This is a genomic window from Shewanella waksmanii ATCC BAA-643 (assembly GCF_000518805.1).
Lineage (GTDB): Bacteria > Pseudomonadota > Gammaproteobacteria > Enterobacterales > Shewanellaceae > Shewanella > Shewanella waksmanii.
In genome coordinates this window covers 34,284-56,812 of the sequence record NZ_JAEH01000014.1, presented here as the reverse complement: position 1 = coordinate 56,812, position 22,529 = coordinate 34,284, and the positions used below count along the sequence as shown (strand labels likewise).

Below are 22,529 nucleotides of genomic sequence, written 5' to 3'. Positions count from 1 at the left end.
TACCTTAAAAATCTATCACAACCATCAAACCGGGTTGGGCATCTTGCAAACTAATACGCCCATTGTGGCGGCTGATAATCGCTTTCACAAGCGACAAACCCAAACCAGTGCCTTTGTGATGACGGCTAGGATCGAGACGCACTAGACGATCAAAGACTTTATCTTTCGCCTCATCGGCAATTCCCGGCCCATTATCTCTAATGATGATCTGTTTGCCTTGTTGCACTATGTGTACCTGTGCACCTTCGCCTGAGTATTTAATGGCGTTGTCGACCAAGTTAAACAATGCTTGGAACAACAGGTATTTGTCACCTGTCACTGTGGCATCGTCACCTAACTGCAAGGTCAATTGCTGCTCTTTAAGCTCAGCCATCGCTTCGGCCATTTCATACAAGTCTTGGCAAATAGCGTGCAAACTCAAAGGTTGCAGCTCCAGCGTTTGCTGGCCTTCCTCAATGCGGGTAAGCGACAACATGGCATCAAAGGTTGCTAAGCAGTGATCGAGCTCTTCGGTCAAAATGGCGCACGCCTCGTCGAGCTCGTGGGCCGGTTTACTCGGTAACTGCTCTAAACCAATACGTAGATGCGACAACGGCGTACGTAAATCATGGGCAATATTGTCTGTTGCCCCACGGACCGCATGCAAATTGTCCTCTAAGGTATCGAGTACCCGATTGAACTTGCGCGCCAGCATATCGAATTCATCTTGGCGCCAACTGACAGGCAACCGTGTTGAGTATTCGCCTTTCTCAATCCGGCGACTCAAGCGGTTATATTGCACCAGTCGTCGTAAAATGGCTTTGGAAAACAGGTACCCCAGTGCCAATGTCAGCACAATAGTCAGCATCATGGCGGTAATGGCGGCATTAACAAACCGCTCAATCAAGGTCGCCAACTGATCAGTACGGGTAGCAATTAACACTGGACCATAACGAGTCATCACCAAGCCACCGGTTAAAATATGTAGCTTGTCTGGTCCACCGGTCAAAATCGGGAAATCGCGGGTCTGCGGTAACAGCGGCATGTTGTCGGGCATTAAACTCAATGCGCCAACCAGATCGTATGAGTTACGCCATGCCACCAGCGCGACCTTAGGGTCTGCATTACGAATTTGGGTAGCAAAGCTGCGTCTATCTAAGGTGAGTGCCATCTGTTGATAGCGTGCTTTTTCAGCAGCAAGATGCTGATTAAGCTGCAACTCTTGCTCATTCATCAACTGGCGATACATGCCAAATAGCAAGGTGCCAATAATCAGCGTGACTAACCCAGAAAAGATAATGGTGATGCGCCACGCACTGCTTTGGTAGGGTCTAATTCCCTTGACGGAGACGATAGCCTGCACCTCTGACGGTCTCGATTAACTCGCCAAATCCCAGCTCTTCAAATTTACGTCGTAACTTAGCGATATGCACATCAATCACGTTAGTTCGCGGATCAAAGTGATAGTCCCATACCGCTTCAAACAGCAATGTACGGCTAATCACTTGATTAGGGTGTTCCATCAAGTATTTGAGCAGTTGAAATTCTTTAGGCTGTAGCAGTATCTCGTTGCCGTCCAAGGTCACTTTACGGGTGAGTAGTTCCATCACCAGATTACCCACCGCCAGCTCTGTTTTAGCAGGCTGTGATTGGCCGCGGTGCATCAGTTTTTCAGCGCGAACCAAGAGCTCCGAAAACGCAAAAGGCTTGGTCATGTAATCGTCGCCACCGGCGCGCAAACCTTTCACTCGCTCATCAACATGGCTTAACGCTGATAAGATTAGCACTGGCGTTTGGCACCCTGTGGCGCGTACAGCGGCAAGCACTTTTAAACCATCAAGCTGCGGTAGCATGCGATCGAGAATGATCAAATCGTACTGCATACTGGTCGCTAGCAGCAGCCCTTGATGACCATCACTTGCCGTTTCAATGTTATGCCCTTGCTCGGCAAATCCTTTTACCACGTACTCAATCGTGGTGGCATCATCTTCAACTAGCAATATTTTCATCTGTTAATCCCACTTCAACATAGGTAATGGGCGTTGATTTTTAATATCATACGCCAAAGTCCGTTTGCCGGTTTCATCTATCAGCTTTAGCTCTAAATAGCTGATGCCCAAATCATGATCCAGTTGCGCTTCAAGCACATAAGCTTGGCGGTCGTGCATCGCTTGTTCAACCAGTTGTGAAAATGTCAGTGCTTGATCTTGAATCAATACTACCGCTTTTAAACTGTCTTGATCATCAGCCTCTAAGGCGGATATTTTCTGGTCAATGAGGCTGCCATCTTTAGCTAAAAACTCAAACTCAGTGATGGTCTCAAGCTGACTGTTGATAACGCTAATTTCGTAAACGAGCTCGCCGTCTTCAACATCTATTTCAAATTCGCAAATAACCCCAGAATAATCTCGTTCTACTTGCGAAAGTAACACTTCAGGAGTCAGACCTTGATTATTAGAAAGTAGTTCAAGCACTTCCTTTGCCGCCCAACTAGGCGCAGAAAACCCGATGCTTGATAGGACCATAGCCCCAACTAACCAACGCGTCATAACTCCTCCGAAAAAATATTATGAGCCATCATCTTACCGTAATTAGGGATAAAAGTGACCCCAAAAAAGCTAACACAACGACCAAATGCTTGCCGATCAGTCCGCAAGCACGTTGATACTATCGATTTCGATTTCAATACCTTGCCACTCATCATCCACTTCACCGCGCAACGTCACTGTGGTTTCATCCGATACTTCAATATCGCGCCATAGTGCATCATCAATCTCAACTTCAATCTCACCCGTTTCATCACGGAACAAGTATTTTTCATCACCTAAACTTTTAACTAGCTTACCGGTAAGCTCTACCGGCATGTCATCTTTAGCTTTATCAGCCTCAGACACATGTTTCATCACCTTCTCAGCACTTGGGCCGGTGTAAGCTGCAAAAGTAGGTAGAGTGAGTACACAAGATAAAATGAGTGTTCCAGTTAGTTTCTTTGACATAGCGTTTTCCCCCGTTAAATGTGGTTGCATAATAACGGGGATTGGATAACGCAGAGATGGCAATGAGATTAAGATTTGATCATGTTGCAATCAGCAATTGATAAGCTAAATAGCACGCTGGCAGCAACGCGTGGTCATGCCTACATCGCTAGCTAGCAGAGTCGGTTTCAAGTATTTGAATAAGCTCTGATTTAAGTGCAACTTCAGTTGCTACACCCGGTGCTAAATTTAGCTTTTGCGCTAAGTGCAATGGCACTTCGGCATTGAGCTGATGTTTAACCCCTTGCATACTGGCCACAATGCGCACTGACTCGCCCATGACCAACATCGAATCTATGCTAATGTCGAGCTTATTGAAACTGCGGCACAAACGTCCCTTGGTAATGGAGTTAAATCGTACCCCTTGATTGGGGATCACCCAACGCACTTTAGTTCCAACATCAAGTTGGTCAATATAGCTGGCAGCTATTAGGTGCTCGCCAAACTTAAGCCAAGTAATTTTCCGCTCGGTTTCTTGCGCCACGACATGCGCATCAAAAATGTTTCTCAGACCCATCTGCTTGGCCACCGCTTCATTGCGTGGCTTAGTGAGCACTTCTCGCGGCGCCCCTTGCTGCAACAACTTACCTTGGCTGATCAGAATCATCTTGTCGGCCAGCAGCATGGCTTCGTTTAAATCATGGGTAACCATAATCACAGGTATCGACAACTGCTCTTTTAAGCGGGCTAACTCAAGGTACAAGCGCTCACGGGTTTCTCTGTCTACCGCACTAAAAGGTTCATCAAGCAACAACACCGACGGTTCACGGGCCAAAGCACGTGCCAGCGCCACACGCTGACGTTGACCGCCAGAAAGGTTGGCGGGTAAGCGCTCGGGTAGACCATGCAAATTAACCCGCTCTAGCCAAGTTCTGGCTCGAGTTTCACGTTCGCTTTTGGGGATATGGTCAAGCGCAGCAATCACATTGTCTAAGGCACTCAGGTTAGGAAATAAACCAAAATGCTGAGGCACATAACCTAGGTGACGTTGTTGTGGAGTTAAAAACTGTTTACTGCTGGAGCTAAACCAAACTTGCTCACCATAGCTAATCTCGCCTTGCTGTGGTTTATTGAGCCCGGCAATCATGCGCAGTAAAGTTGACTTACCGCCACCAGAAGGACCAACAACAGCCAGCAACTCCCCTGCTTTACAGGTAAATTCAGCTTCAAGTTTAATGAATTTTTGCTGGGAAATATTGCAGTGTAGATCAGCGACCTGTTGTGCCACGGGCGCCTCCCATTCTGCGGGACATACTGGTCGTTAACGCCAACGCCGTAATCGCAAAGACCAACAACACCAACGACATCTGACCGGCACTGGCAAAGTCAAATGCCTGTACGCTGTCATATATTGAGATAGCGATGGTTTTAGTTTCGCCCTCAATATTGCCACCCATCATTAACACCACACCAAACTCACCGAGTACATGGGAAAAGCACAATACTAATGCGGTTAACACCCCCGGCCAAACCAAAGGAATCTCAATTTTAAACAGTGCCTTTAGTGGGCTCATGCCGCAGCATGCAGCCGCGTCTCGCACATCTTCAGGTACCGCTTCAAATGCACGTTGAATAGGTTGGATGGCGAAAGGAATATTAACAATCACCGAAGCCACCACCAGACCAGCAAAGCTAAAGACCAGTTGCTGACCAAATAGCCGTTCAATCCATTGGCCAAGCCAAGATTGACTGCCCAAGCCAACTAACAGGTAATAGCCAATAACGGTTGGAGGCAGCACTAACGGCACCATAATCAGCGCCTCAACCCAAGACTTACCTTTAAACTGACGATAAGCCAAGAACCGACTCACAATGATGGAAAACGGAATTAAGATCAGTACTGTGACAGTACTAAGCTTGATTGAAAGCATTAATGCTTGCCAATCCATACCTTAATCCTCTGCGGTTGGTTTGTCTGGCAAACCAAAGCCGTACTTAACGAAAATCTCGCCAGCACGAGGGCTTTGCAAGTATTGATAGAACTGCTTGGCGGTCTCCCCCGCTTTTTCCGTCAGTACCATACGCTGCAACATCGGCGAGTGCATGGATTCAGGCAGGGCCACATAGTGCGCATTGGCTTTGAACTGCGGTGCGATGGCTAAAGAAAGCGCCACAATTCCACCTTGTGTTGAACCACTGAGTGCAAATTGCGCGGCTTGAGAGACATTTTCGCCAAATATGAGCTTAGGCTCGATTGCTTGCCATAAACCTTGTTTGAGTAGGATTTCTTTGGCCCGTGCACCGTAAGGAGCATGCTCAGGGTTAGCAATGGCAAAGCGGCGCAAACTGCCGTCCGCAATCATCTGCTGCAATCCTTTAAGCTCACTGTCGAGTGTTAGCGTCGATGACTTAGGGGCGGCGAGCGCCAATCGACCAATCGCATACAAGGAGCCTTCGCTAGTCGTGACTCCAAGGCTTTTCAACTGTTTGATGTATCGTTCATCTGCCGATAAAAACAGTTCAAAAGGCGCGCCATGGCGTATTTGAGCAACAAAGTTACCCGACGACCCATAGGAGATCCGCACTCGTTTGCCCGTATCTTGGGTAAATGCCTGATGCACTTCATCCAAGGCAAACTTGATATTGGCCGCCGCCGCAATGGCAGGCATATCAGCGGCAAAGGCGGCTGACAAGCTGCAGCTCATCCATATCGTTAACGCCACTAGCGCGTGCTTAATTGAGCCTAGCAATGATTTCACCACAATGGCGACAACTCCCAAGGTTTAGTCTTTTTGCCACATTTTTGCAGCTTGTTCGTCGGCGTCTTTAGCCTCAACCCAATTGGCTCCTTGATCACCGGCTTCTAGCTTCCAAAACGGCGCTTTGGTTTTCAAGAAATCAATCAGAAACTCACAGGCAGCAAACGCCGCTTTGCGGTGGGCACTGGTGACACCAATAAACACAATTTGCTCGCCTAGCGCCATGGTGCCAACGCGGTGAATAATGGTGACATTATTGAGTGGCCAACGCTCGCGTGCTTCTGCTGCAATTTGATTAAGTACCGCTTCGGTCATGCCAGGATAGTGCTCTAATGTTAAGTCAGTGACAACACTGCCATCATTAAAATCACGCACCTTACCTACGAAGGTTACTGCTGCGCCATCACTGTTGTCAGCAGCAATCAAGCCATATTCATCTGCGACACTAAAGTCTTCGGTTTGTACCCGAACCACATTCAGTTTAGAGGTCATATTAGCCTCCTGTTACCGGCGGGAAAAATGCCACTTCGTCGCCGTCTTGCACCGGGGTATCCCAGCTACTGATCGTCTGGTTCACGGCAACTAAAAGCTTATCTGACGCGAGCACTTTGCCCCACTTGTCGTCTTTGGCGGCAAGTTGTGCACGTAGGCCTTCGGCGGTGTTATTGGTATCGTTAGCTTCTACACTCACATTACCTTCACCTAATAATTCCCGTACTTGAGCAAAAAACAATACATTTATCATCTATCTATACCTTGGCAATTACGCTTTAAAGTGGCCTGACTTTCCGCCACGCTTTTCTGTTAACCGTGTCTGGGAAATGATCATATCTTTCTGCACAGCTTTACACATATCATAAATGGTCAATGCCGCGACAGAGGCTGCAGTTAATGCTTCCATCTCTACGCCGGTTTTCCCCGATAGCTTGCACAAACTGGTGATACGTACGCGGTTATGTTCAGGCTGTGCTTCTAAATCCACTTCAACTTTAGTGAGCATCAGTGGGTGACACAGTGGAATCAGATCTGAGGTTTTCTTTGCCGCTTGAATACCGGCGATACGCGCAGTCGCAAACACATCTCCCTTATGGTGAGCGCCGCTCATGATCATTTGCAGCGTTTCTGGGGCCATCTCAATAAATGCTTCCGCACGGGCTTCACGTTCGGTGACATTCTTCTCGGTCACATCCACCATGTGGGCATTACCGTCTGCATTAATATGGGTAAATTCATTACTCATGAGTTGTTAAACCTTAAATAGTTGTCGATTCGCGGCTGTAGCAGTGTAGCCGATATTATCGGTGTAAAACGATTACACCTGCTTGACATGCATCACGAAATTGCAGGGTCGATGGGTTGCATCAAGCTGCTCTTTAATAATATTGTTCCAACCGGTACGGCATGCGCCAGTGGAACCTGGCAAACAGAAAATAGCAGTCTGATTGGCAAAGCCGCCCAGCGCTCTTGACTGTACCGTGGAGGTCCCCAGTTCGGTGTAGGTAATGTGTCTAAAGAGCTCACCAAAACCTTCAATTTCACGATCGAACAGTGGCTTTACCGCTTCCGGCGTGTTGTCTCTTGGGGTAAAGCCTGTACCACCTGTTGTCACAATCACTTGCACACTTTCATCAGCAACCCACTGCGAAATCACCGATCTAATCTGATACTTATCATCTTTGATTAATTGTCTTGCAGCAAGCTTGTGCCCCGCTTCAAGTAGCGCATCTTGTAAAAATTGTCCCGAAGTATCTTGGCTTAAATCCCGTGAATCAGACAAGGTTAAGACCGCGATATTGAGTGGTTTAAACTCAGTCGTATTACAATGTCCCATAGCTAATGTCTCGCAATAGATTTGGTATTAAACAATGAAGAGTGCCAATAGCAGGCAGATTGCTGGACAAGCAGACTTGCCCAGCACCAAGTTAGCCGCCAATAGAGGCTAAATGCTTGGTCACGCCAGTGATGCCATCGTGCAAGAAATGGGTTTCTTTTTTCTGGGCTAATTGACCGTGTAAGCGTTCAACCAACTCAGCTCGTTGATCGTTATGCTGTAAAAGGTCGCGCAGATCGAGGCCATTTTCGGTAAATAAGCACAGGTGCAGTTTACCTTTAGCCGATACTCGCAGGCGGTTACAGCTGGCGCAGAAGTTCTTCTCGTACGGCATAATCAATCCAATACGCCCTTTATAGTCGTGATGACTAAAGTTTTGCGCAGGACCATCATCTGCTGCAGGGCGATCCATCTGCCAACCTTCCGCATACAAACGCGACTTAATATCGGCACCAGCTAAATGGTGTGCTTGGAAATATTCACGCCCGAGACCGGTTTCCATTAACTCAATGAAACGCAAATCAATGGGGGTATTTTTAATCCAATGTAAGAAGCGCGGTAGGTCTTTGTCGTTAAGATCTTTAAGTAATACCGCATTAATCTTAACTCGCTCAAAGCCCGCATCCAGCGCAGCATCAATACCGCGCATCACTTCATCAAATTTATTCTCACCGGTGATTTGATAAAACATGCGTGGGTCTAGGCTATCGACCGACACATTTATACGACGTAAGCCAGCATCAAACCACTCTTTGGCATGCTTTTCTAAGCGATAACCATTGGTAGTTGTGGCGATAGTGTCAATATTGCCGTTATCAGCAACAATGCGAATGATATCGCTAAAATCCTTACGCAGCGTAGGCTCACCACCCGTGATACGGATTTTTTTCGTGCCGACCTCTGCAAACGCGCCGACTAAGTTTTCAATTTCATTGAGATCAAGAAACTTGGGCTTACCATCTGGGCGGTAGCCATCGGGGAGGCAGTAGGTACATTTGAAATTACAAACGTCAGTGACTGACATTCGCAAATAGTGAAATCTTCGACCAAAATTGTCTTGTAGTTGAGACATGATCACCTTTCCAAGTAAGGGGAGGTGAGTCAATTTCTTTTCTCACCCCGGTGGCGTTATTGCCACGGCTAACAGTCCATATCATGGAGACGTAGGACTAAAAGCTCGGAGAACCGTCAAGGTCAATTATAGGCAGATTTCGGCATATGCTGGAAGTAAAAACGGCAAAATAGTTGCGCTAGCCCCAATAACCGTTAATTTTTTGTGACACCGCTCACGAAGGCTAATCGACAAAATTTGCACTCAAGCACTGCCTAAACTCTGTGCTATCTTTGGTTTTTCAGGTAAGGTGAGCATACAAACTAAAACACCCGTTTCAATCGGGGGACGCAACAAAGAGGTGGAGTGATGGAACGCGAATCAATGGAGTTCGACGTAGTTATCGTCGGAGCAGGCCCTTCCGGTCTTGCAACAGCATGTCGGCTGATGCAGATCGCCCAAGACAGCAATAAAGAGCTGACCGTTTGTGTGGTAGAAAAAGGCTCGGAAGTCGGCGCCCACATCTTATCTGGTGCGGTATTTGAGCCCAAAGTATTGTCTGAATTATTTGATGATTGGCAAGAACGCGGCGCACCGCTACTAACACCGGTGACCGACGACGAGCTGCACATGCTCAGTTCAGAAACGGCTTCTCGCGCAATGCCCAATGCCTTTATTCCAAAAACCATGCATAACGATGGTAACTATATTATCAGTGTCGGTAACCTTGCTCGTTGGTTAGCGGAACAAGCTGAAGCCTTGGGCGTTGAAATCTTCCCTGGTTTCCCCGCAAGCGACTTGCTATATCACGAAGACGGTAGTGTAAAAGGTATCATCATCGGTGATATGGGCGTAGGTGAAGATGGCCAACCCAAAGATAGTTATGAACCCGGCATGGAGCTACACGCTAAGTACACCGTATTTAGTGAAGGCTGCCGCGGCCATTTGGGCAAGCAACTAATTGATAAGTATCATCTAGATAATGGCAAGACCCCGCAGCACTATGGACTCGGATTTAAAGAGATTTGGAAAATCCCTAGTGAGCAGCATCATCAAGGTAAAGTAGTCCATACTGGCGGCTGGCCATTGGTTGATGGTTCATCGGGGGGCGGCTTTTTGTACCACCTTGAAGATAATCAGGTTGCAGTTGGACTGATTGTTGATCTCAATTACCAAAACCCACATTTAAGCCCGTTTGACGAGTTCCAGCGTTATAAAACTCATCCAACTATCGCTAAACACTTAACCGGTGGTGAGCGAGTCAGCTATGGCGCACGAGCAATCACCAAAGGGGGGCTCAACTCGCTGCCTAAAATGAGCTTCCCAGGCGGCCTGATAGTCGGCTGCGATGCCGGCACGTTAAACTTTGCCAAAATTAAAGGCACCCACACAGCCATGAAGAGTGGCATTCTTGCCGCAGAAACCATTTCTCATGCGCTACATGCTGGTGTTGACGGTGGTAAAGATCTTGATTGCTATCAAGAGCGCTTTGAAAAGAGCTGGTTACAGGAAGAGCTATATACCTCACGTAACTTTGGCCCTGCAATGCACAAGTTTGGCGCGTATCTGGGCGGAGCATTTAACTACATTGACCAAAATTGGTTTGGTGGCAAGTTCCCAATCACCCTGCGTGATGAAAAGCCCGACCACAGCCAGATGGCAGATGTAAATAGTTACAGCAAGATTGACTATCCTAAGCCTGATGGCAAGTTAAGCTTTGATAAACTCTCTTCTGTTTATTTATCTAATACCTTCCATGAAGAAGACCAGTTGTGCCACTTGCGTCTAAAAGATAGCACTATTCCGGTTGCGGTTAACTTACCGAGATTTGATGAACCTGCGCAGCGATATTGCCCTGCAGGCGTTTATGAAATCATCGAAGAGAACGGTGAAAACAAGTTTGTTATCAACAGTCAAAACTGCATTCACTGTAAGACTTGCGACATTAAAGACCCGAGCCAAAACATCACTTGGGTGACCCCAGAAGGCGGCGGTGGGCCCAACTACCCTAATATGTAATGTCCCCGATGCGACGCTATGCCACGGCATAGCGTCGCTGCCTTTCAGCACAAACGCCGCCGCTAAAGCTAAGCAGTCATGTATCCGGCTAATCAGCAACGCGAAAGACTGTTGCAATTTATTGCCAACGAGTTCACAACTATTGATAGTTTTTTAACCAACAACTGTTGCTTTCTGTTACAAAGCTGCTCATAATCCGCGCCACTTAAAGAGACGTAGCAAGCCTAACTACACGTCCAGTTAATATCTGAAACACGTACCTATACCTCTACAAAAATAATCTATGCTTAGATGGGTAAGACAATAACGTCACTCATCTAGTGACTCATTAAGTGCAGCCAAAGCAAATGCACATATTTGATGCGAGCCGAATAAACTATGCAATTTAATAAGTTAACTATCAAACAAAAGATATTGTTGACGGTAACCTTAGCGGTGTTTTTGTCAACCGTACTCGTGGGAGTACTCAGTCAACGCAGCGCTAAGCAAGTGGTTGAACAACGTATGCTCAACTCTGAGCTACCTAATATGCTGCAGCAGATCCGCAATAAAGTAGAGATGGACATCTCCACGTTATTCAACGCCGCAGAGCAGCTCGCCACCAGCGAAATGTTAACGGATTGGCTAATTGATGGGCGCCCAGCTGAAGAAGAAGGCTTAGTGATCCAGCAATTACGCGGCATTCAGCAGCAATATGAGTTAACCCAAGCCTCATACGCTGACCGTGACACCGCCGCTTATTACACCCAAGACGGTTTTTTGCGTATCTTAAACCCAGGCCAAGATAGCTGGTTTTTTGATTACAAAAATAGCCGCCAAGAGCGCATGCTCAATGTCTTTACTGAGTCCAATGGCGACGTAAAGCTATTCATTAACTATCAAGAGCCTGATGGCCGTGGCCTAGTGGGTCTGGCTAAATCGCTTGATGACATGGTGCGCTTACTGGATTCATTCCAAATTGAACAAACAGGGTTTGTCTATCTGGTTGATGCTCAAGGGCAGGTAAAACTGCATAAAGATACCGCCCAGATTGACCGTGCAACTTTGGCCTCATTGTACCCAAATAGCCAAACCAATAATCTGATAAACCGTAGTGACTTTAGTTTATTGGAGACCGAGCTTGACGGTGAATCAACCTTTGTCGCCACCAGCTATATTCCATCAATGGACTGGTATATTGTCGCACAAGTGCCTGAAGCTGAAGTCTTTGCCTTACTGCAAGAGTCAGCCTATCAAATCTTAATCTGGACTGTGGTCATCGCCGTGGCATTTATTTTACTTGCCTCGGTAGTCGCAAGCTCTGTTAGCCAACCTATCGCTAAGGTTGCTGCTATGCTGCAAGATATTGGTGAAGGTGAAGGCGATCTGCGCCAACGCTTACCGGTTAATGGTAACGATGAACTGGCGCAACTCGCCAAGGGTTTTAATAGTTTTATTACCAAGATTCAGGCGTCAATTGTTGAAGTCACCGATACTAGTGAGCAGCTTAGCAAGGCGGCCAAAGAGGTTGCCAGCCAAGCCCAGCAAACCTTAGATGATAGCCAGTTGCAAAAAGACCAAACCATGATGGTAGTAACCGCCATTAATGAAATGGGTGCAACGGTGCATGAGATTGCGGGGAACGCCGCTCAAGCAGCCGACAACGCCAAAGATGCTGACAATGAATCTAATACCGGACAAGAAGTAGTGACTCGCGCCCGTGGCACGATTAACCAGCTGTCTGATGATGTCGAACAGGTGGGCACGGTGATTGAGTCATTGGCGACTCACACGACTTCGATAGGCAGTATTCTTGACGTCATTCGTGCGGTATCCGATCAAACCAACCTATTGGCGCTTAATGCCGCTATTGAAGCAGCCCGTGCTGGTGAGGCGGGTCGTGGGTTTGCAGTTGTGGCCGATGAAGTGCGTGACCTGGCATCTCGTACTGCAGCCTCAACTGACGAAGTGCAAAAAATGATTGATAACTTGCAGGCAGAAGCAAGCCGCGCTGTAGAGGCAATGACTCAAAGCCGCAGTCGCAGTCAGGAAGGTGTGCTCGCCGTTGATGAAGCAAGCCAAACTCTAACCGCGATTAGTGAGCGCATTGGGTCGATCACCGATATGAATATCCAAGTGGCTGCGGCGACTGAGGAACAATCAACGGTTGTTGAAGATATTAACCGCAATGTCACTGAAATCAGTGAGATCACTCAGCGCACAGCGGAGACCTCACATGCTGTTGCGCAAGCCAGTGCCGATTTAAACGACTTGGCTCGCCGCCTTGATAGTTTAGTGGCAGGTTTCAAAGTTTAAGCTTTAGGTGTTATCTGATTAAAAAAGCCCGCTATTGCGGGCTTTTTTAATCAGTTTTTTGGTTATTAGCGCGCTTTTAAAAACTGAATGCTCAACGGATAACGGTAACTTTCGCCTTCGCTGGCTTTCATTGCGGCAATAATCGTTAGCACAATATCCGCGATAGCAATAAGGCCTAACAAGATAAAACCTATGCCGACAAACGCGAGAATAAGGCTGATAAACACATACACAACCAAGCTTAATTTAAAGTTTAAACAGTTGCGGCCACAGGTATCAACAAAGGCAATTTCATCGCGTTTCATTAACCACACAATAAGCGGTCCTAAAATAGAACCAAACGGGATAAGGTAGCCTGAAAAGCTGGCTAAATGCACAGCAACACCCATGTTTTTGTCATCTTTCGATAACGCTGTTTGCCCTTCTTCTATCACTGTATCTCTCCTTGAATTAAATAACCATTAAAAGCCAAACAGGCGAATTTTCCAATTTTCAATCTTACGGCTATCAAGTCGTTTAGCCAAACTTTGTCGCCACGACATCGCCAACCCTTCAGCGGCCAGCAGTCGTTGATATTCTGCTTCATCAAATTCGGTACTAAAATATATCGCCATCGCCTGCTTAACCGATATGTCACTGCGACGCTCTATGAGTTGCATCGCATCGTGTGGGTAAATCTTACCCGGCTGCAGCACTCGGTAAAGCCAGCCACACAAACTACTGGTCTGCATCGCCAGCGCGAACTCTGGGTGACCAAATTGCTTATTAAGTTTAAAGCAGGGTGAACGCGGCTGAGTCACCTGTAGGACTACTTCACCTATCTGCACAATGTCGCCAATATGCACCATAGATTCATCAACGCCAACGGTACTGATGTTCTCGCCCATCGCTGGGGCATCTTTAAAGCCGGTTATCATGTCCCAGCGGCGGTATTGGCCATAATGTTCACGTGGAAAATGATGCAGTACCCGATCTACGCCACCATGATGTTTAGGATCCGCTTGAGCATCGCCTTGCACATCGCAACTGTTAACCTCGAGGTATTCACGGCGGCTTTTACCATTTATTCCGCTTTCAATGCCATCAAATGACACCATAGATTCGCCAGCGTAAACCCCAGATAAACTATTCACTAATACTGCTTGTGTCACGACGCACGACTCCTTTTAAGTGACTAATGCGACAATACTACCTGATTTCTTCCTAACTCTTTAGCTTGATATAATGCGGTATCTGCACGATTGAGTAGCTGATCACGTTGCTCTTCATCGCGTAAGCTTGCCACACCAATACTGATAGTCACCCGCACTTCAGAACCATTAACACGAATCGAACGCTGGGCGACATTATTGCGTATCTGCTCCGCGAGTTGATTGGATTTGGCCAAATCAAATTCAGGTAATAATAGTAAAAACTCTTCGCCGCCCCAGCGACATACCAAACCTTGTTTAGCAACGGCATCCATCAGAGCATGGCTAATAGACTGAATGACCAAATCACCAACATTATGTCCATGGCTGTCATTGACGGCTTTGAAGTGGTCAATATCAACCAACACAATACTCAATGGCTGCTGATTAGCCTGGCACTTTTGCAGCAAGCGGGTATAAGTCGCATCAAAGGCTTGCCGATTAGCGGCACCAGTCAGCTTGTCAGTCGATGCCATTAGCTCTAACCGCCGCTGATATCGGCCTAAGGTCAAGTTGGCAATAACAATGATAATAATCGTCACGGCGACACTGAGCATAATATTGAACCAAAAAGTGTTCATCAATTTTTGCTCACTTTCGACTTCAAATTGCTCGACTATCAAATACCACTTAAATTCAGAGACTAAACGGCTATTGAGGTAAACCGTTTTGCCTTGTTGCTGATAGGTTAGCGATGCACTTGGGCTGGTAAGAATGCGCGTGGCGTATTTGGTCAGACCTTCGGTGCCCTGCAATGATTGGCCACCTTCATATTGGGCGCCATGCAAGGTAACTTTACCCTCTCGGTCAACAAAATAAACCCGGCGGTTGTAGCGCTGCTGGTATAGCTCAACTAGCTCTTTAACTTTGTCGACCGCAAGTCCGACCCCTGTCACGCCAATAAAATTACCTTCAAAGTCGAACACCTTGTAATTTACATACACCACAGTGCGAGATTTATCGGCGCTGTCGGGGTCGATATTTACTTCATAAAGCTCGTCAGCAGGTAATGAGCGCACCCGAAAATACCATGCGTCATCGGGGCTGGCGTCAGCAATCTGCTTCAAAACACCACTTGAGTGGTAATAGTTACGTGATTTTTCAGAGATAAAAAAGCTGGTTACTGTGTCATATTTATCTTGGATCTCTTTGAGGTAGCGAATCAGCTGTTCTGGCTCTTGTTCTTGGTTTAGTGTCCAGTCGCGCACAAAAGTGTCATGGGCCATTAATGAGGAGATAAAAATAGGTCGCAGCAAATCTTGTTGGATTTCAGAATAGATATTGTCACTGGTTAACGGCAGTGCGTTATCGGCAATCTGCTCACGTAAAGACTCATGGGCAACTTGATAACTGATTGCACTGGTTAGTACAAAGGCACCTAAAAGCAATATGGATAATATCCAAGTGAATTTTCGCTTGTCACTCCACACCGTACTGCCCATAACTACCTCAACGCATTAATCTTGTTTGTTGTTATTCTGATTTAACCCAAATGTAACCGAATTTAAACAAAATCTCACTAATTAAAGCGATGTCTTTGCTGATGCCCGGTGTAAATCTGCACTGATATGGCGAGTAATCCCTAAACAAATAGCGTTGAAAATTAGGATAAAAAAATGCCCCGATGGGGTTCGGGGCAAGAAGACGCTAAAACTTAGCACAACTGAATTAACAAGCACGGGAGTAATGGCCGCTAAATTTAACGGCCATTGATGACAGCTTCATGACAGTAATGAGTCTAAACTATGACTCGGGTTCACTGAGGTAGCGTTTAAGCGCTCTACCAGGAATAGAGCTTTGTGTCGCCACGGCAAAAGCAGACCACCTAGAAGCTTCTTGCATTGATTTGATAATATCCCAGCCCTGCATTTGTCCATGCAATAAGCCTGCGGCATAGGCATCACCCGCCCCTGTGGTATCCACCACCGTGGCGGTGACCGCATCGACATGTCGGCTTTGGTCTGCCTCATGCACCACTGCGCCCTGCTCTCCATCTGTGACGATAAAGTATTTTAAGCTCTCACCCGCAATTGACTGACCAAATTGCCACGGCAACAACGTGCTACGGCCTGCCATATCGGTTTTTGATGCGATCAGAATATGACATGGACGAGGCCGCTCATCTTTGGCTAGCTGCGCCATCACCAGTGCTTGCTTAAGCGCTGTTTTTGCCCAACTTACCGCACCTTCAGCAGAGGAGTTAATATATAAAGCATCCCACTGCGACCATGTGGGTGGCGCGGCCAATTCAAAAATAGGTCTTTGAGGTCGAATAATCGTGCGCTCACCATCCGGTGTCATCACTAATAACATTTCATTAGTGTTGCCCTCGTGGCGCTGAATAAGGTGACAATCTATACCTTGAGTACTGGCCTCGGCCAGCAACCAATCGCCGACCTTATCACGGCCAACCTCACTCACCAGCGCTACCCGATGCCCGGCCCAAACGAGGCCCAGTCCAGTATTAGCTCCGCCGCCACCGAGTCGCTGCCCACCGTCTTGATAGTGAAAGCGGCCACCGGTTTGCAATGGTTTATTTAATTTTAAAATGCGATCGCAATTGAGGTTAGCAACTAAAATAATATTGGCCATTAAGACTCCAAGATATGTGAGCAAGCGCCATGCCTTTAGGCTTCAGCGGCAACTAGCCATCGCGCGAGCATACTCATAATGATTGCAGTTATAGCAACTGGCTAACGCCACCTCAACTATTACTACTTAACAATGTACATACCTTCACTGGCAGGCCGGCTGTATTTAAAACCAAATTTAAGATACAAAGCGGGCACATCGGCCATTAAGGTGATGTACGCCCCTTTAGGAGCTTGTTGATCGAGATAGTCCATAATTGACTGCATGATTTTTCGCCCTAAACCTTGCCCTTGGAATTGCGGGTCGACCGCGATATCAACCACCTCAAAATTAAGTGCACCATCGCCAACGACACGGCCCATCGCAACCACCTGATTGTCCTGCACGATATGCACACCATATAAACTGCGCGGCAAGCCTTTTTCCGCTGCCGACCTAGGACGTGGGGTTAACCCCGTGATCTGCCGTAGCCGTACAAAGTCATCAACACCAACCACCTGCTCAATCAATTGCTGCATAGATGCGCTTTCAACTCCTGCCACTCTTTGGCCAATAAGGCATAACCATACTCACTGCCCCATTGCCCTTTAAAGAAAATATTCTCATGCCAATGTGCCTCTCGCCTAAATCCGACACTGGCTAATAGTCGCCATGATGGCTGATTATCGCAATCTGTTATGGCTGAAACTCGATGCTTACCCAGAGACTCAAACAACCAAGTTAAGCAACCTATAAGCGCTTCTTTTGCAAAACCTTGGCCTTGAAAGGCTGGCGCTAGCGTAAAGCCAATTTCTATTTGATGTTCATCGACAAAATGCACGGCTAAGTCACCAATTAACTGTTCAGAGTCTTTGGTGATGATCGCCAGCTGATACCAGTTACCCAACTGGGCGAACGGAGTTTGCTGCATCTGCTCAAACAGTGCCTGACCGTCTGCTAGGGTATAGTTGTGCCAACTTTGATATCTTGCCACCTCAGGATCTTGCCGATAGCGCACAAACCCGGCGATATCATCAGCTTGAAACTGGCGAACATACACACGTTGGCAAGCAAATAATACGGTCATCAATTCAGCCTTCACTGAGGTAATAATGGCCTGTCGGCATGCCAGCAAACAACGGCATGACCGCCGCCATCTGCTCCTTAGGGTAAGCTGCCAACGAATCTTGATGCGCCTGTTTGGACTGCCAATGCTCTATCACCATAAACTTATCACTCGACTCATCGTCAGTTAACACTTGATAACCTAAATTGCCCGCTGATTGACTAATGTGATCTGATAACGACAGTAAAAATTGATACAGCGCTGCTGACTGGCCTGCAGCCGCTTGGAAGTGTCCGACACGAACAATCATGATTAAGGCTCCCTATACAGATAAAGTGATCAGGTTACACCCAATTTGACCTAAATATCCAATGCCTGTGTAAGCCATATCGCACGTCGATGTGAGTATTATCAGAATAGTAGGAAACAGTGTTTACGCTAAACATCTATCTAATTGAATAAAAACAATAAATAACCAATAGACATTTAGTTTACCTTGGTTTAATACTTAAGTGCTACATCTTGATGTTATGGCATCGAATTACAATGATCGCAGTCAAAAGTAGTATGCCTAAGGGAAAGGGATTTTATGATTAACATGGACGAGTTATTTGACATCGCCGATGGACCAGAACAACGTTTAGCGCGCTATCAAGCTTGTTTGCAAGAGTTTGAACGGCTGAATCACGAAGACAATTACGTCAAACAGATACGCCAAGAGATTCAATACTTACAGCGCGCTATCAAAAGCGACTAGACACAAAAAAGGCTGTCATTTGACAGCCTTTTCTTTATTGCAGCGTTATTTACATATCTGCTTCTTTCAGCGGTTTACGCAACTGGGCACGCACATTATCCATGCCTGAGTAGAACTCTTTCATCATCAATAGGCCCATCATTTTGCCGTTATCGGTGACAATGAGGTTATCAGGATCTTTAGGATCGTTCTTAATGGCACCAATGGCTTTCATGGAGGTCATCTCTTTAAACAAAGCAAAATCTAAGTTAACCCCAAATGTTTCGCGGAAATATTTACGCGACAAACGACCAGAGAACATACCCAACAAGAAACGGTACTGCATGACATCTTTCTTGCTATATTGCTTCTGTTGTTCCACACCCATGCGACCCGCAGCAATGTTCTCTTGATACTTACGCAGTGAGAAATTATTCACATACAAAGTATCATCTAGAAAACTGAACGAGCCCGAACCCACACCCAAATACTCATCATAATCAATAACGTACTCATCAAAGCCTTCATTGTTGGCTTTACCAAATGCCCAAGAAGATAACTGGTTATATTGGCCATTGAGGCTATTGAGAATTTGACGATACTGGCGTGCCATATCACCGTGAGGGGCAGCAAGCTTACCTTTGACACTTTTACGAGTCTGATGAGTAATCATCAAAGGATAAGTGGTAATTTGACGAGGATCGAGTTTCGACGCCATATCTAAATCGTGTTGAATCACTTCATCGGTTTGGCCGCGGAAACCAAATATTAAGTCAACGTTGATAATTGGAAACAGCTCTTTAGCTGCCATAATCTTGTCGAAGGTTTCTTGCCCAGAACCAAACTTTTCGATGCGGTCAGTCATGGTCAAAATGTCATCGTTGAAGCTCTGTACACCGATCGACATACGATCAACCAGCCCCTTTAGCTGCTTAAAGCCTGGGCTATCAAGATGCTGCGGATCTGACTCGCAAGACACCTCTTTAATACCAGGGAACAAGGTTTTAGCATGTTCAATGGTGCGGGCTAGCTCATCTTCTAAAACGGTTGTGGTACCACCACCGATATACATAGACTCAAAATCGTAGCCAAGCACCTTAACCATATCCATCTCTTTACGTAGTGAGATGAAATAAGCGCGAGCCTTGTCTTCTTTAAATAGAAAACGATGAAAAGTACAGAAAGAGCACAAGGTATGACAAAAGGGCACATGGGCATACAGCATGTACTTCTTACCCTCAACGGGCTTAGGCATCATCGAGGCTGACTGAGTATCGAGTCTTAGGTTTCTATCAACGTAAAACTGCATTACTCGTTCCATCGAGCTGAGCATCCAGTTCGGCACGGTAATATCTGCCTGATAAGGCGTAACTATTTCTGTGCTAGCTGATTGAATAATTGATGACATATTAATTCCTGACTAAAACAACTTTCCGTGACGGAACGACACACTTGTGAGGGACACATCCTATATGCGGAACACAAAAGTATCACTTAAGTTATAGATAAAACGTGAACTGGTTATAAATTACGGCACCTAACATGAGTTTCAATCAATATTTGTTAAGCAAGTCATGTTTTAGCAAAAATCGATGTAATAAGCCAATTATAGTGGCAGTTAGTGACACCAGTATTTAATTAGTACCGTTAATCATTGAGTTACATTATAAACTCACGTAGCTTAATAGCAGCTGTCAGCCTGACAGATATTTAATGAATAAGGAAGTTAGCCGTGGTTAAATGGATTCTCGCACTAGTGCTAATAGTGAACGTCATTGTTGCAGGTTGGGGTTATGTGCAATGGCAATCATTGCAATCACAGGATCAGCAGCTGCAACAGCAACTCGATTCCCTGAGCTCCCAAATTGCTGATTCTGGCAGTATTATCCCCCTACACTCTGTAGGCTATTTCAATTTGTCAGCATGTCCTCAAGGCTGGCAGCCATTCAGCGCGGGAGCGGGTCGTTTCACCATTGCAACCAATCATGGCGATAATGAGCTGGCCGCCCATAACATAGGCCAAACGGGTGGTGCAGAAAAACATAAGCTCACCACCTCCGAGATGCCACGCCACACCCATGTCTACTATGATTGGTATTATCTTGATATGGGCAATGAACCGGAGTATTCCACAGGTGAAGGCGATGATATTGGCATGCGTAAGAATAAAGCACGCCGCTCAGAGCCCAGTGGAGAAAGTGTCCCCCACAACAATATGCCGCCCTATATTGCGCTGACTCAGTGCATTAAAACCTAATGGCGTAATGAGCTTGCTTGTAAAAGCATTGGCCAGGAGTTAGGTGGTTGCTAACACAGTTAAAACCAGCGCGGTCTAGGAAAGCGAAGTATTGGTGGCCATCTGTTTCAGTAAGGACTTTTTAATTACCATGGCACTTAAACGCTGCTCGGTTTTAGACAGCAGGCCAAAAAACACTAGCACCACGACAGCTCCGGCAAAGTAGCTAAGCAAACCGCCATGCTGAACTAACGCAGTAAACCCTATCGCCACCAATATGCCACCCACAAGATAACTCAATAGGCTAATCAGTATCCGCAATGTTTTGGTGCGCTGGCGAGCTTGGTTAATCAAGGCAAACGTCGTAGCACTGCTTACCTGATTAAGCTGCGGAAACCGGTTCACTAACCATTGGGTATAGGTCATGTCAGTCCTTAGATAAAATACTTAGCCAACTGGCTACGGTGGTCAAAATAAGCGTTAGTGCTTATATCAACCCCGTAGTATGAACAAGCCATGTTACGGTTACATGACAGTTCAAAGCACAAAGAGCAAATGCTGCAACTAACAGCAACTATGGGTATTGGTACAGGCTGATGGTGTAGATAAACACAAAGTTCCCGCTGCAAGCTGCTTGACCGCCTCCGCCAATAGCGCCAACGATTTACCAATATTGTCTTGTGACGTGGCGATATTCATCCGCAAAAAATTATAATCTTGCATACCAAACCAGCTACCTGGGGTGAGGCCCATTTTGGCATGTTCAAATAGCAGTTGGTTTAACTGTGCCTCCTCTAAGCCTAGACCCGAGAAATCAAACCAAACCTGATACGTGCCTTGTGGGCGGAACATTTTGACTTGGGGCAAATGTGTTTGGATATAGTCACTCATCCAATCTAGCGTTTGCTGTAGATAGTCCAACAGCCCATCTAACCATTCACCACCTTTCTCGTAAGCCGTGATAGTGGCAAAGGTACTCAGGGCATTACCATGGTCTAAATACATAGCGCCAATGTTGGCCTTAATCGCCGCATGTAGCGTTTCATTGGCAGTATAAATGTAGCCATTAGCAATGCTGTGCATCCCAAATGTTTTGGCTGGCGAGCCAAGCAAAGTGATCATATTGTCATAATCGAAACTCGCCATGCTCGTGAACTTATGCCCTGAATAGATAATATCCGCATGAATTTCATCGCTAATAATCATCACATTGTGGCGCTTAGCGATAGCAATCAATTCAGTCAATTCAGCTGCGCGCCACACTCGCCCAGTGGGGTTATGAGGATTACACACAATCATTGCTTTGACGCGATGTTGCTTAATTTGTTGCTCAACGTCAGTAAAATCAATTAAATACTGCTCACCGTCATTGTGCAGCTCACTTTTTACCACCTTGCGCTGCGCCTTAGTAATCAAATTGGCAAACTGATGATAAGCCGGTGTGTGGATCAATACCGCATCCCCCTCTTGGGTAAACTGGCGCAATAAAATCGCCAGTGCAGACAATACACCTGGGGCTTGTACAAATTTATCGGTCGATAGCTTAAGTTGATGGCGCTGCTGATACCAATTGGCTATCGCAGTAAACACACCACTTTCATTGAACTCATAAGCGTAAACACCCCGCGCGGTTAAGCCGTTGAGTGTTTCGGTGATTGGTGCAGCAACTTGAAAGTCCATATCTGCAACCCAGTATGGAAATACCTCGGTGCTGCCATATATGCTTTGCAGCATCTCAGGCTTATGTTTGATAAAACGATTTTCTGCGGTAACAGGTTTGCTGCTAAAAGTAGACATGGGTCTCTCCATCAAATTAATCGC

26 protein-coding genes and 1 riboswitch are annotated in these 22,529 nt (G+C 46.3%); of the genes, 4 read left to right on the top strand and 22 right to left on the bottom strand.

Annotation, left to right across the window (positions count from 1 at the left end; translation table 11 throughout):
* Positions 1-4 precede the first annotated feature (4 nt).
* From L865_RS0108610 to moaA, 12 genes are all read right to left on the bottom strand, one after another.
* Entirely contained in the window at positions 5-1,228 is a 1,224-nt protein-coding gene (locus L865_RS0108610) for a sensor histidine kinase (protein ID WP_211237693.1), read from the bottom strand.
* Positions 1,229-1,310: 82 nt separating this feature from the next.
* Entirely contained in the window at positions 1,311-1,988 is a 678-nt protein-coding gene (locus tag L865_RS0108605; protein WP_028772856.1) for a response regulator transcription factor, read from the bottom strand.
* A 3-nt stretch (positions 1,989-1,991) separates the two neighbouring features.
* Positions 1,992-2,528 (bottom strand): PepSY domain-containing protein, encoded by a 537-nt coding sequence (locus L865_RS0108600; protein ID WP_028772855.1) that lies wholly within the window; start codon positions 2,526-2,528, stop codon positions 1,992-1,994.
* A 96-nt stretch (positions 2,529-2,624) separates the two neighbouring features.
* Positions 2,625-2,975, bottom strand: a complete 351-nt coding sequence (locus tag L865_RS0108595; RefSeq protein WP_028772854.1) for a NirD/YgiW/YdeI family stress tolerance protein — start codon at positions 2,973-2,975, stop codon at positions 2,625-2,627.
* Between the two features lie 148 nt (positions 2,976-3,123).
* Positions 3,124-4,242, bottom strand: coding sequence for an ABC transporter ATP-binding protein (locus tag L865_RS0108585; protein WP_028772853.1), 1,119 nt, complete (start codon positions 4,240-4,242; stop codon positions 3,124-3,126).
* Positions 4,223-4,903, bottom strand: a complete 681-nt coding sequence (gene modB / locus L865_RS0108580; protein ID WP_028772852.1) for a molybdate ABC transporter permease subunit — start codon at positions 4,901-4,903, stop codon at positions 4,223-4,225. Before modB ends, L865_RS0108585 begins: the two co-directional genes overlap by 20 nt.
* Before the next feature lie 3 nt (positions 4,904-4,906).
* Positions 4,907-5,659: a molybdate ABC transporter substrate-binding protein gene (modA, locus tag L865_RS0108575; RefSeq protein ID WP_084632504.1), complete on the bottom strand. Its 753-nt coding sequence runs from the start codon at positions 5,657-5,659 to the stop codon at positions 4,907-4,909.
* A gap of 78 nt (positions 5,660-5,737) precedes the next feature.
* Entirely contained in the window at positions 5,738-6,205 is a 468-nt protein-coding gene (gene moaE, locus L865_RS0108570) for a molybdopterin synthase catalytic subunit MoaE (RefSeq protein ID WP_028772850.1), read from the bottom strand.
* Position 6,206: 1 nt separating this feature from the next.
* Entirely contained in the window at positions 6,207-6,458 is a 252-nt protein-coding gene (gene moaD / locus L865_RS0108565; RefSeq protein ID WP_028772849.1) for a molybdopterin synthase sulfur carrier subunit, read from the bottom strand.
* Between the two features lie 18 nt (positions 6,459-6,476).
* Complete coding sequence (moaC, locus tag L865_RS0108560) at positions 6,477-6,908, bottom strand: cyclic pyranopterin monophosphate synthase MoaC (RefSeq protein ID WP_372847441.1); 432 nt, start codon at positions 6,906-6,908, stop codon at positions 6,477-6,479.
* Between the two features lie 117 nt (positions 6,909-7,025).
* Positions 7,026-7,544: a molybdenum cofactor biosynthesis protein B gene (gene moaB, locus L865_RS0108555; protein WP_028772847.1), complete on the bottom strand. Its 519-nt coding sequence runs from the start codon at positions 7,542-7,544 to the stop codon at positions 7,026-7,028.
* A gap of 91 nt (positions 7,545-7,635) precedes the next feature.
* Entirely contained in the window at positions 7,636-8,616 is a 981-nt protein-coding gene (moaA, locus tag L865_RS0108550; RefSeq protein ID WP_028772846.1) for a GTP 3',8-cyclase MoaA, read from the bottom strand.
* Positions 8,604-8,739: riboswitch (molybdenum cofactor riboswitch) on the bottom strand. Its footprint overlaps the gene before it by 13 nt.
* Before the next feature lie 225 nt (positions 8,740-8,964).
* Here moaA and L865_RS0108545 point away from each other — a divergent pair.
* Positions 8,965-10,614, top strand: coding sequence for an electron transfer flavoprotein-ubiquinone oxidoreductase (locus tag L865_RS0108545; protein ID WP_028772845.1), 1,650 nt, complete (start codon positions 8,965-8,967; stop codon positions 10,612-10,614).
* Positions 10,615-10,992: 378 nt separating this feature from the next.
* A complete protein-coding gene (locus L865_RS0108535; RefSeq protein ID WP_028772844.1) occupies positions 10,993-12,909 on the top strand; it encodes a methyl-accepting chemotaxis protein in 1,917 nt (638 codons plus the stop codon).
* Between the two features lie 65 nt (positions 12,910-12,974).
* Here L865_RS0108535 and L865_RS0108530 read toward each other — a convergent pair whose 3' ends face one another.
* From L865_RS0108530 to L865_RS0108500, 7 genes are all read right to left on the bottom strand, one after another.
* Positions 12,975-13,298: a DUF4870 domain-containing protein gene (locus tag L865_RS0108530; protein WP_051484533.1), complete on the bottom strand. Its 324-nt coding sequence runs from the start codon at positions 13,296-13,298 to the stop codon at positions 12,975-12,977.
* Between the two features lie 72 nt (positions 13,299-13,370).
* A complete protein-coding gene (locus tag L865_RS0108525; protein WP_028772842.1) occupies positions 13,371-14,060 on the bottom strand; it encodes an MOSC domain-containing protein in 690 nt (229 codons plus the stop codon).
* A 23-nt stretch (positions 14,061-14,083) separates the two neighbouring features.
* The gene (locus tag L865_RS0108520) at positions 14,084-15,541 is read right to left on the bottom strand and encodes a sensor domain-containing diguanylate cyclase (protein WP_028772841.1); all 1,458 of its coding nucleotides are present in this window, start codon (positions 15,539-15,541) and stop codon (positions 14,084-14,086) included.
* A gap of 301 nt (positions 15,542-15,842) precedes the next feature.
* Positions 15,843-16,691, bottom strand: coding sequence for a PfkB family carbohydrate kinase (locus L865_RS0108515; protein ID WP_028772840.1), 849 nt, complete (start codon positions 16,689-16,691; stop codon positions 15,843-15,845).
* A gap of 122 nt (positions 16,692-16,813) precedes the next feature.
* Positions 16,814-17,209 carry a GNAT family N-acetyltransferase gene (locus tag L865_RS0108510; RefSeq protein ID WP_028772839.1) on the bottom strand — a complete coding sequence of 132 codons (396 nt, stop codon included), beginning with the start codon at positions 17,207-17,209 and terminating at the stop codon, positions 16,814-16,816.
* Positions 17,197-17,757, bottom strand: a complete 561-nt coding sequence (locus L865_RS0108505; protein WP_028772838.1) for a GNAT family N-acetyltransferase — start codon at positions 17,755-17,757, stop codon at positions 17,197-17,199. Before L865_RS0108505 ends, L865_RS0108510 begins: the two co-directional genes overlap by 13 nt.
* A gap of 4 nt (positions 17,758-17,761) precedes the next feature.
* Entirely contained in the window at positions 17,762-18,046 is a 285-nt protein-coding gene (locus L865_RS0108500) for a putative quinol monooxygenase (RefSeq protein WP_028772837.1), read from the bottom strand.
* A 288-nt stretch (positions 18,047-18,334) separates the two neighbouring features.
* Here L865_RS0108500 and L865_RS25475 point away from each other — a divergent pair, with 288 nt between their 5' ends.
* Entirely contained in the window at positions 18,335-18,493 is a 159-nt protein-coding gene (locus L865_RS25475) for a hypothetical protein (protein WP_157577497.1), read from the top strand.
* Between the two features lie 49 nt (positions 18,494-18,542).
* Here L865_RS25475 and L865_RS0108490 read toward each other — a convergent pair whose 3' ends face one another.
* The gene (locus L865_RS0108490) at positions 18,543-19,880 is read right to left on the bottom strand and encodes a coproporphyrinogen III oxidase family protein (protein WP_028772836.1); all 1,338 of its coding nucleotides are present in this window, start codon (positions 19,878-19,880) and stop codon (positions 18,543-18,545) included.
* 324 nt (positions 19,881-20,204) lie between these two features.
* Here L865_RS0108490 and L865_RS0108485 point away from each other — a divergent pair, with 324 nt between their 5' ends.
* The gene (locus L865_RS0108485; RefSeq protein ID WP_028772835.1) at positions 20,205-20,729 is read left to right on the top strand and encodes a hypothetical protein; all 525 of its coding nucleotides are present in this window, start codon (positions 20,205-20,207) and stop codon (positions 20,727-20,729) included.
* Between the two features lie 75 nt (positions 20,730-20,804).
* On the opposite strand, the gene L865_RS0108480 is transcribed toward L865_RS0108485, so the two are convergent.
* Together L865_RS0108480 and L865_RS23435 are read right to left on the bottom strand one after the other, a co-directional pair.
* Entirely contained in the window at positions 20,805-21,134 is a 330-nt protein-coding gene (locus tag L865_RS0108480; protein WP_028772834.1) for a hypothetical protein, read from the bottom strand.
* Positions 21,135-21,272: 138 nt separating this feature from the next.
* Complete coding sequence (locus L865_RS23435; protein WP_084632501.1) at positions 21,273-22,505, bottom strand: MalY/PatB family protein; 1,233 nt, start codon at positions 22,503-22,505, stop codon at positions 21,273-21,275.
* Positions 22,506-22,529: the final 24 nt, after the last annotated feature.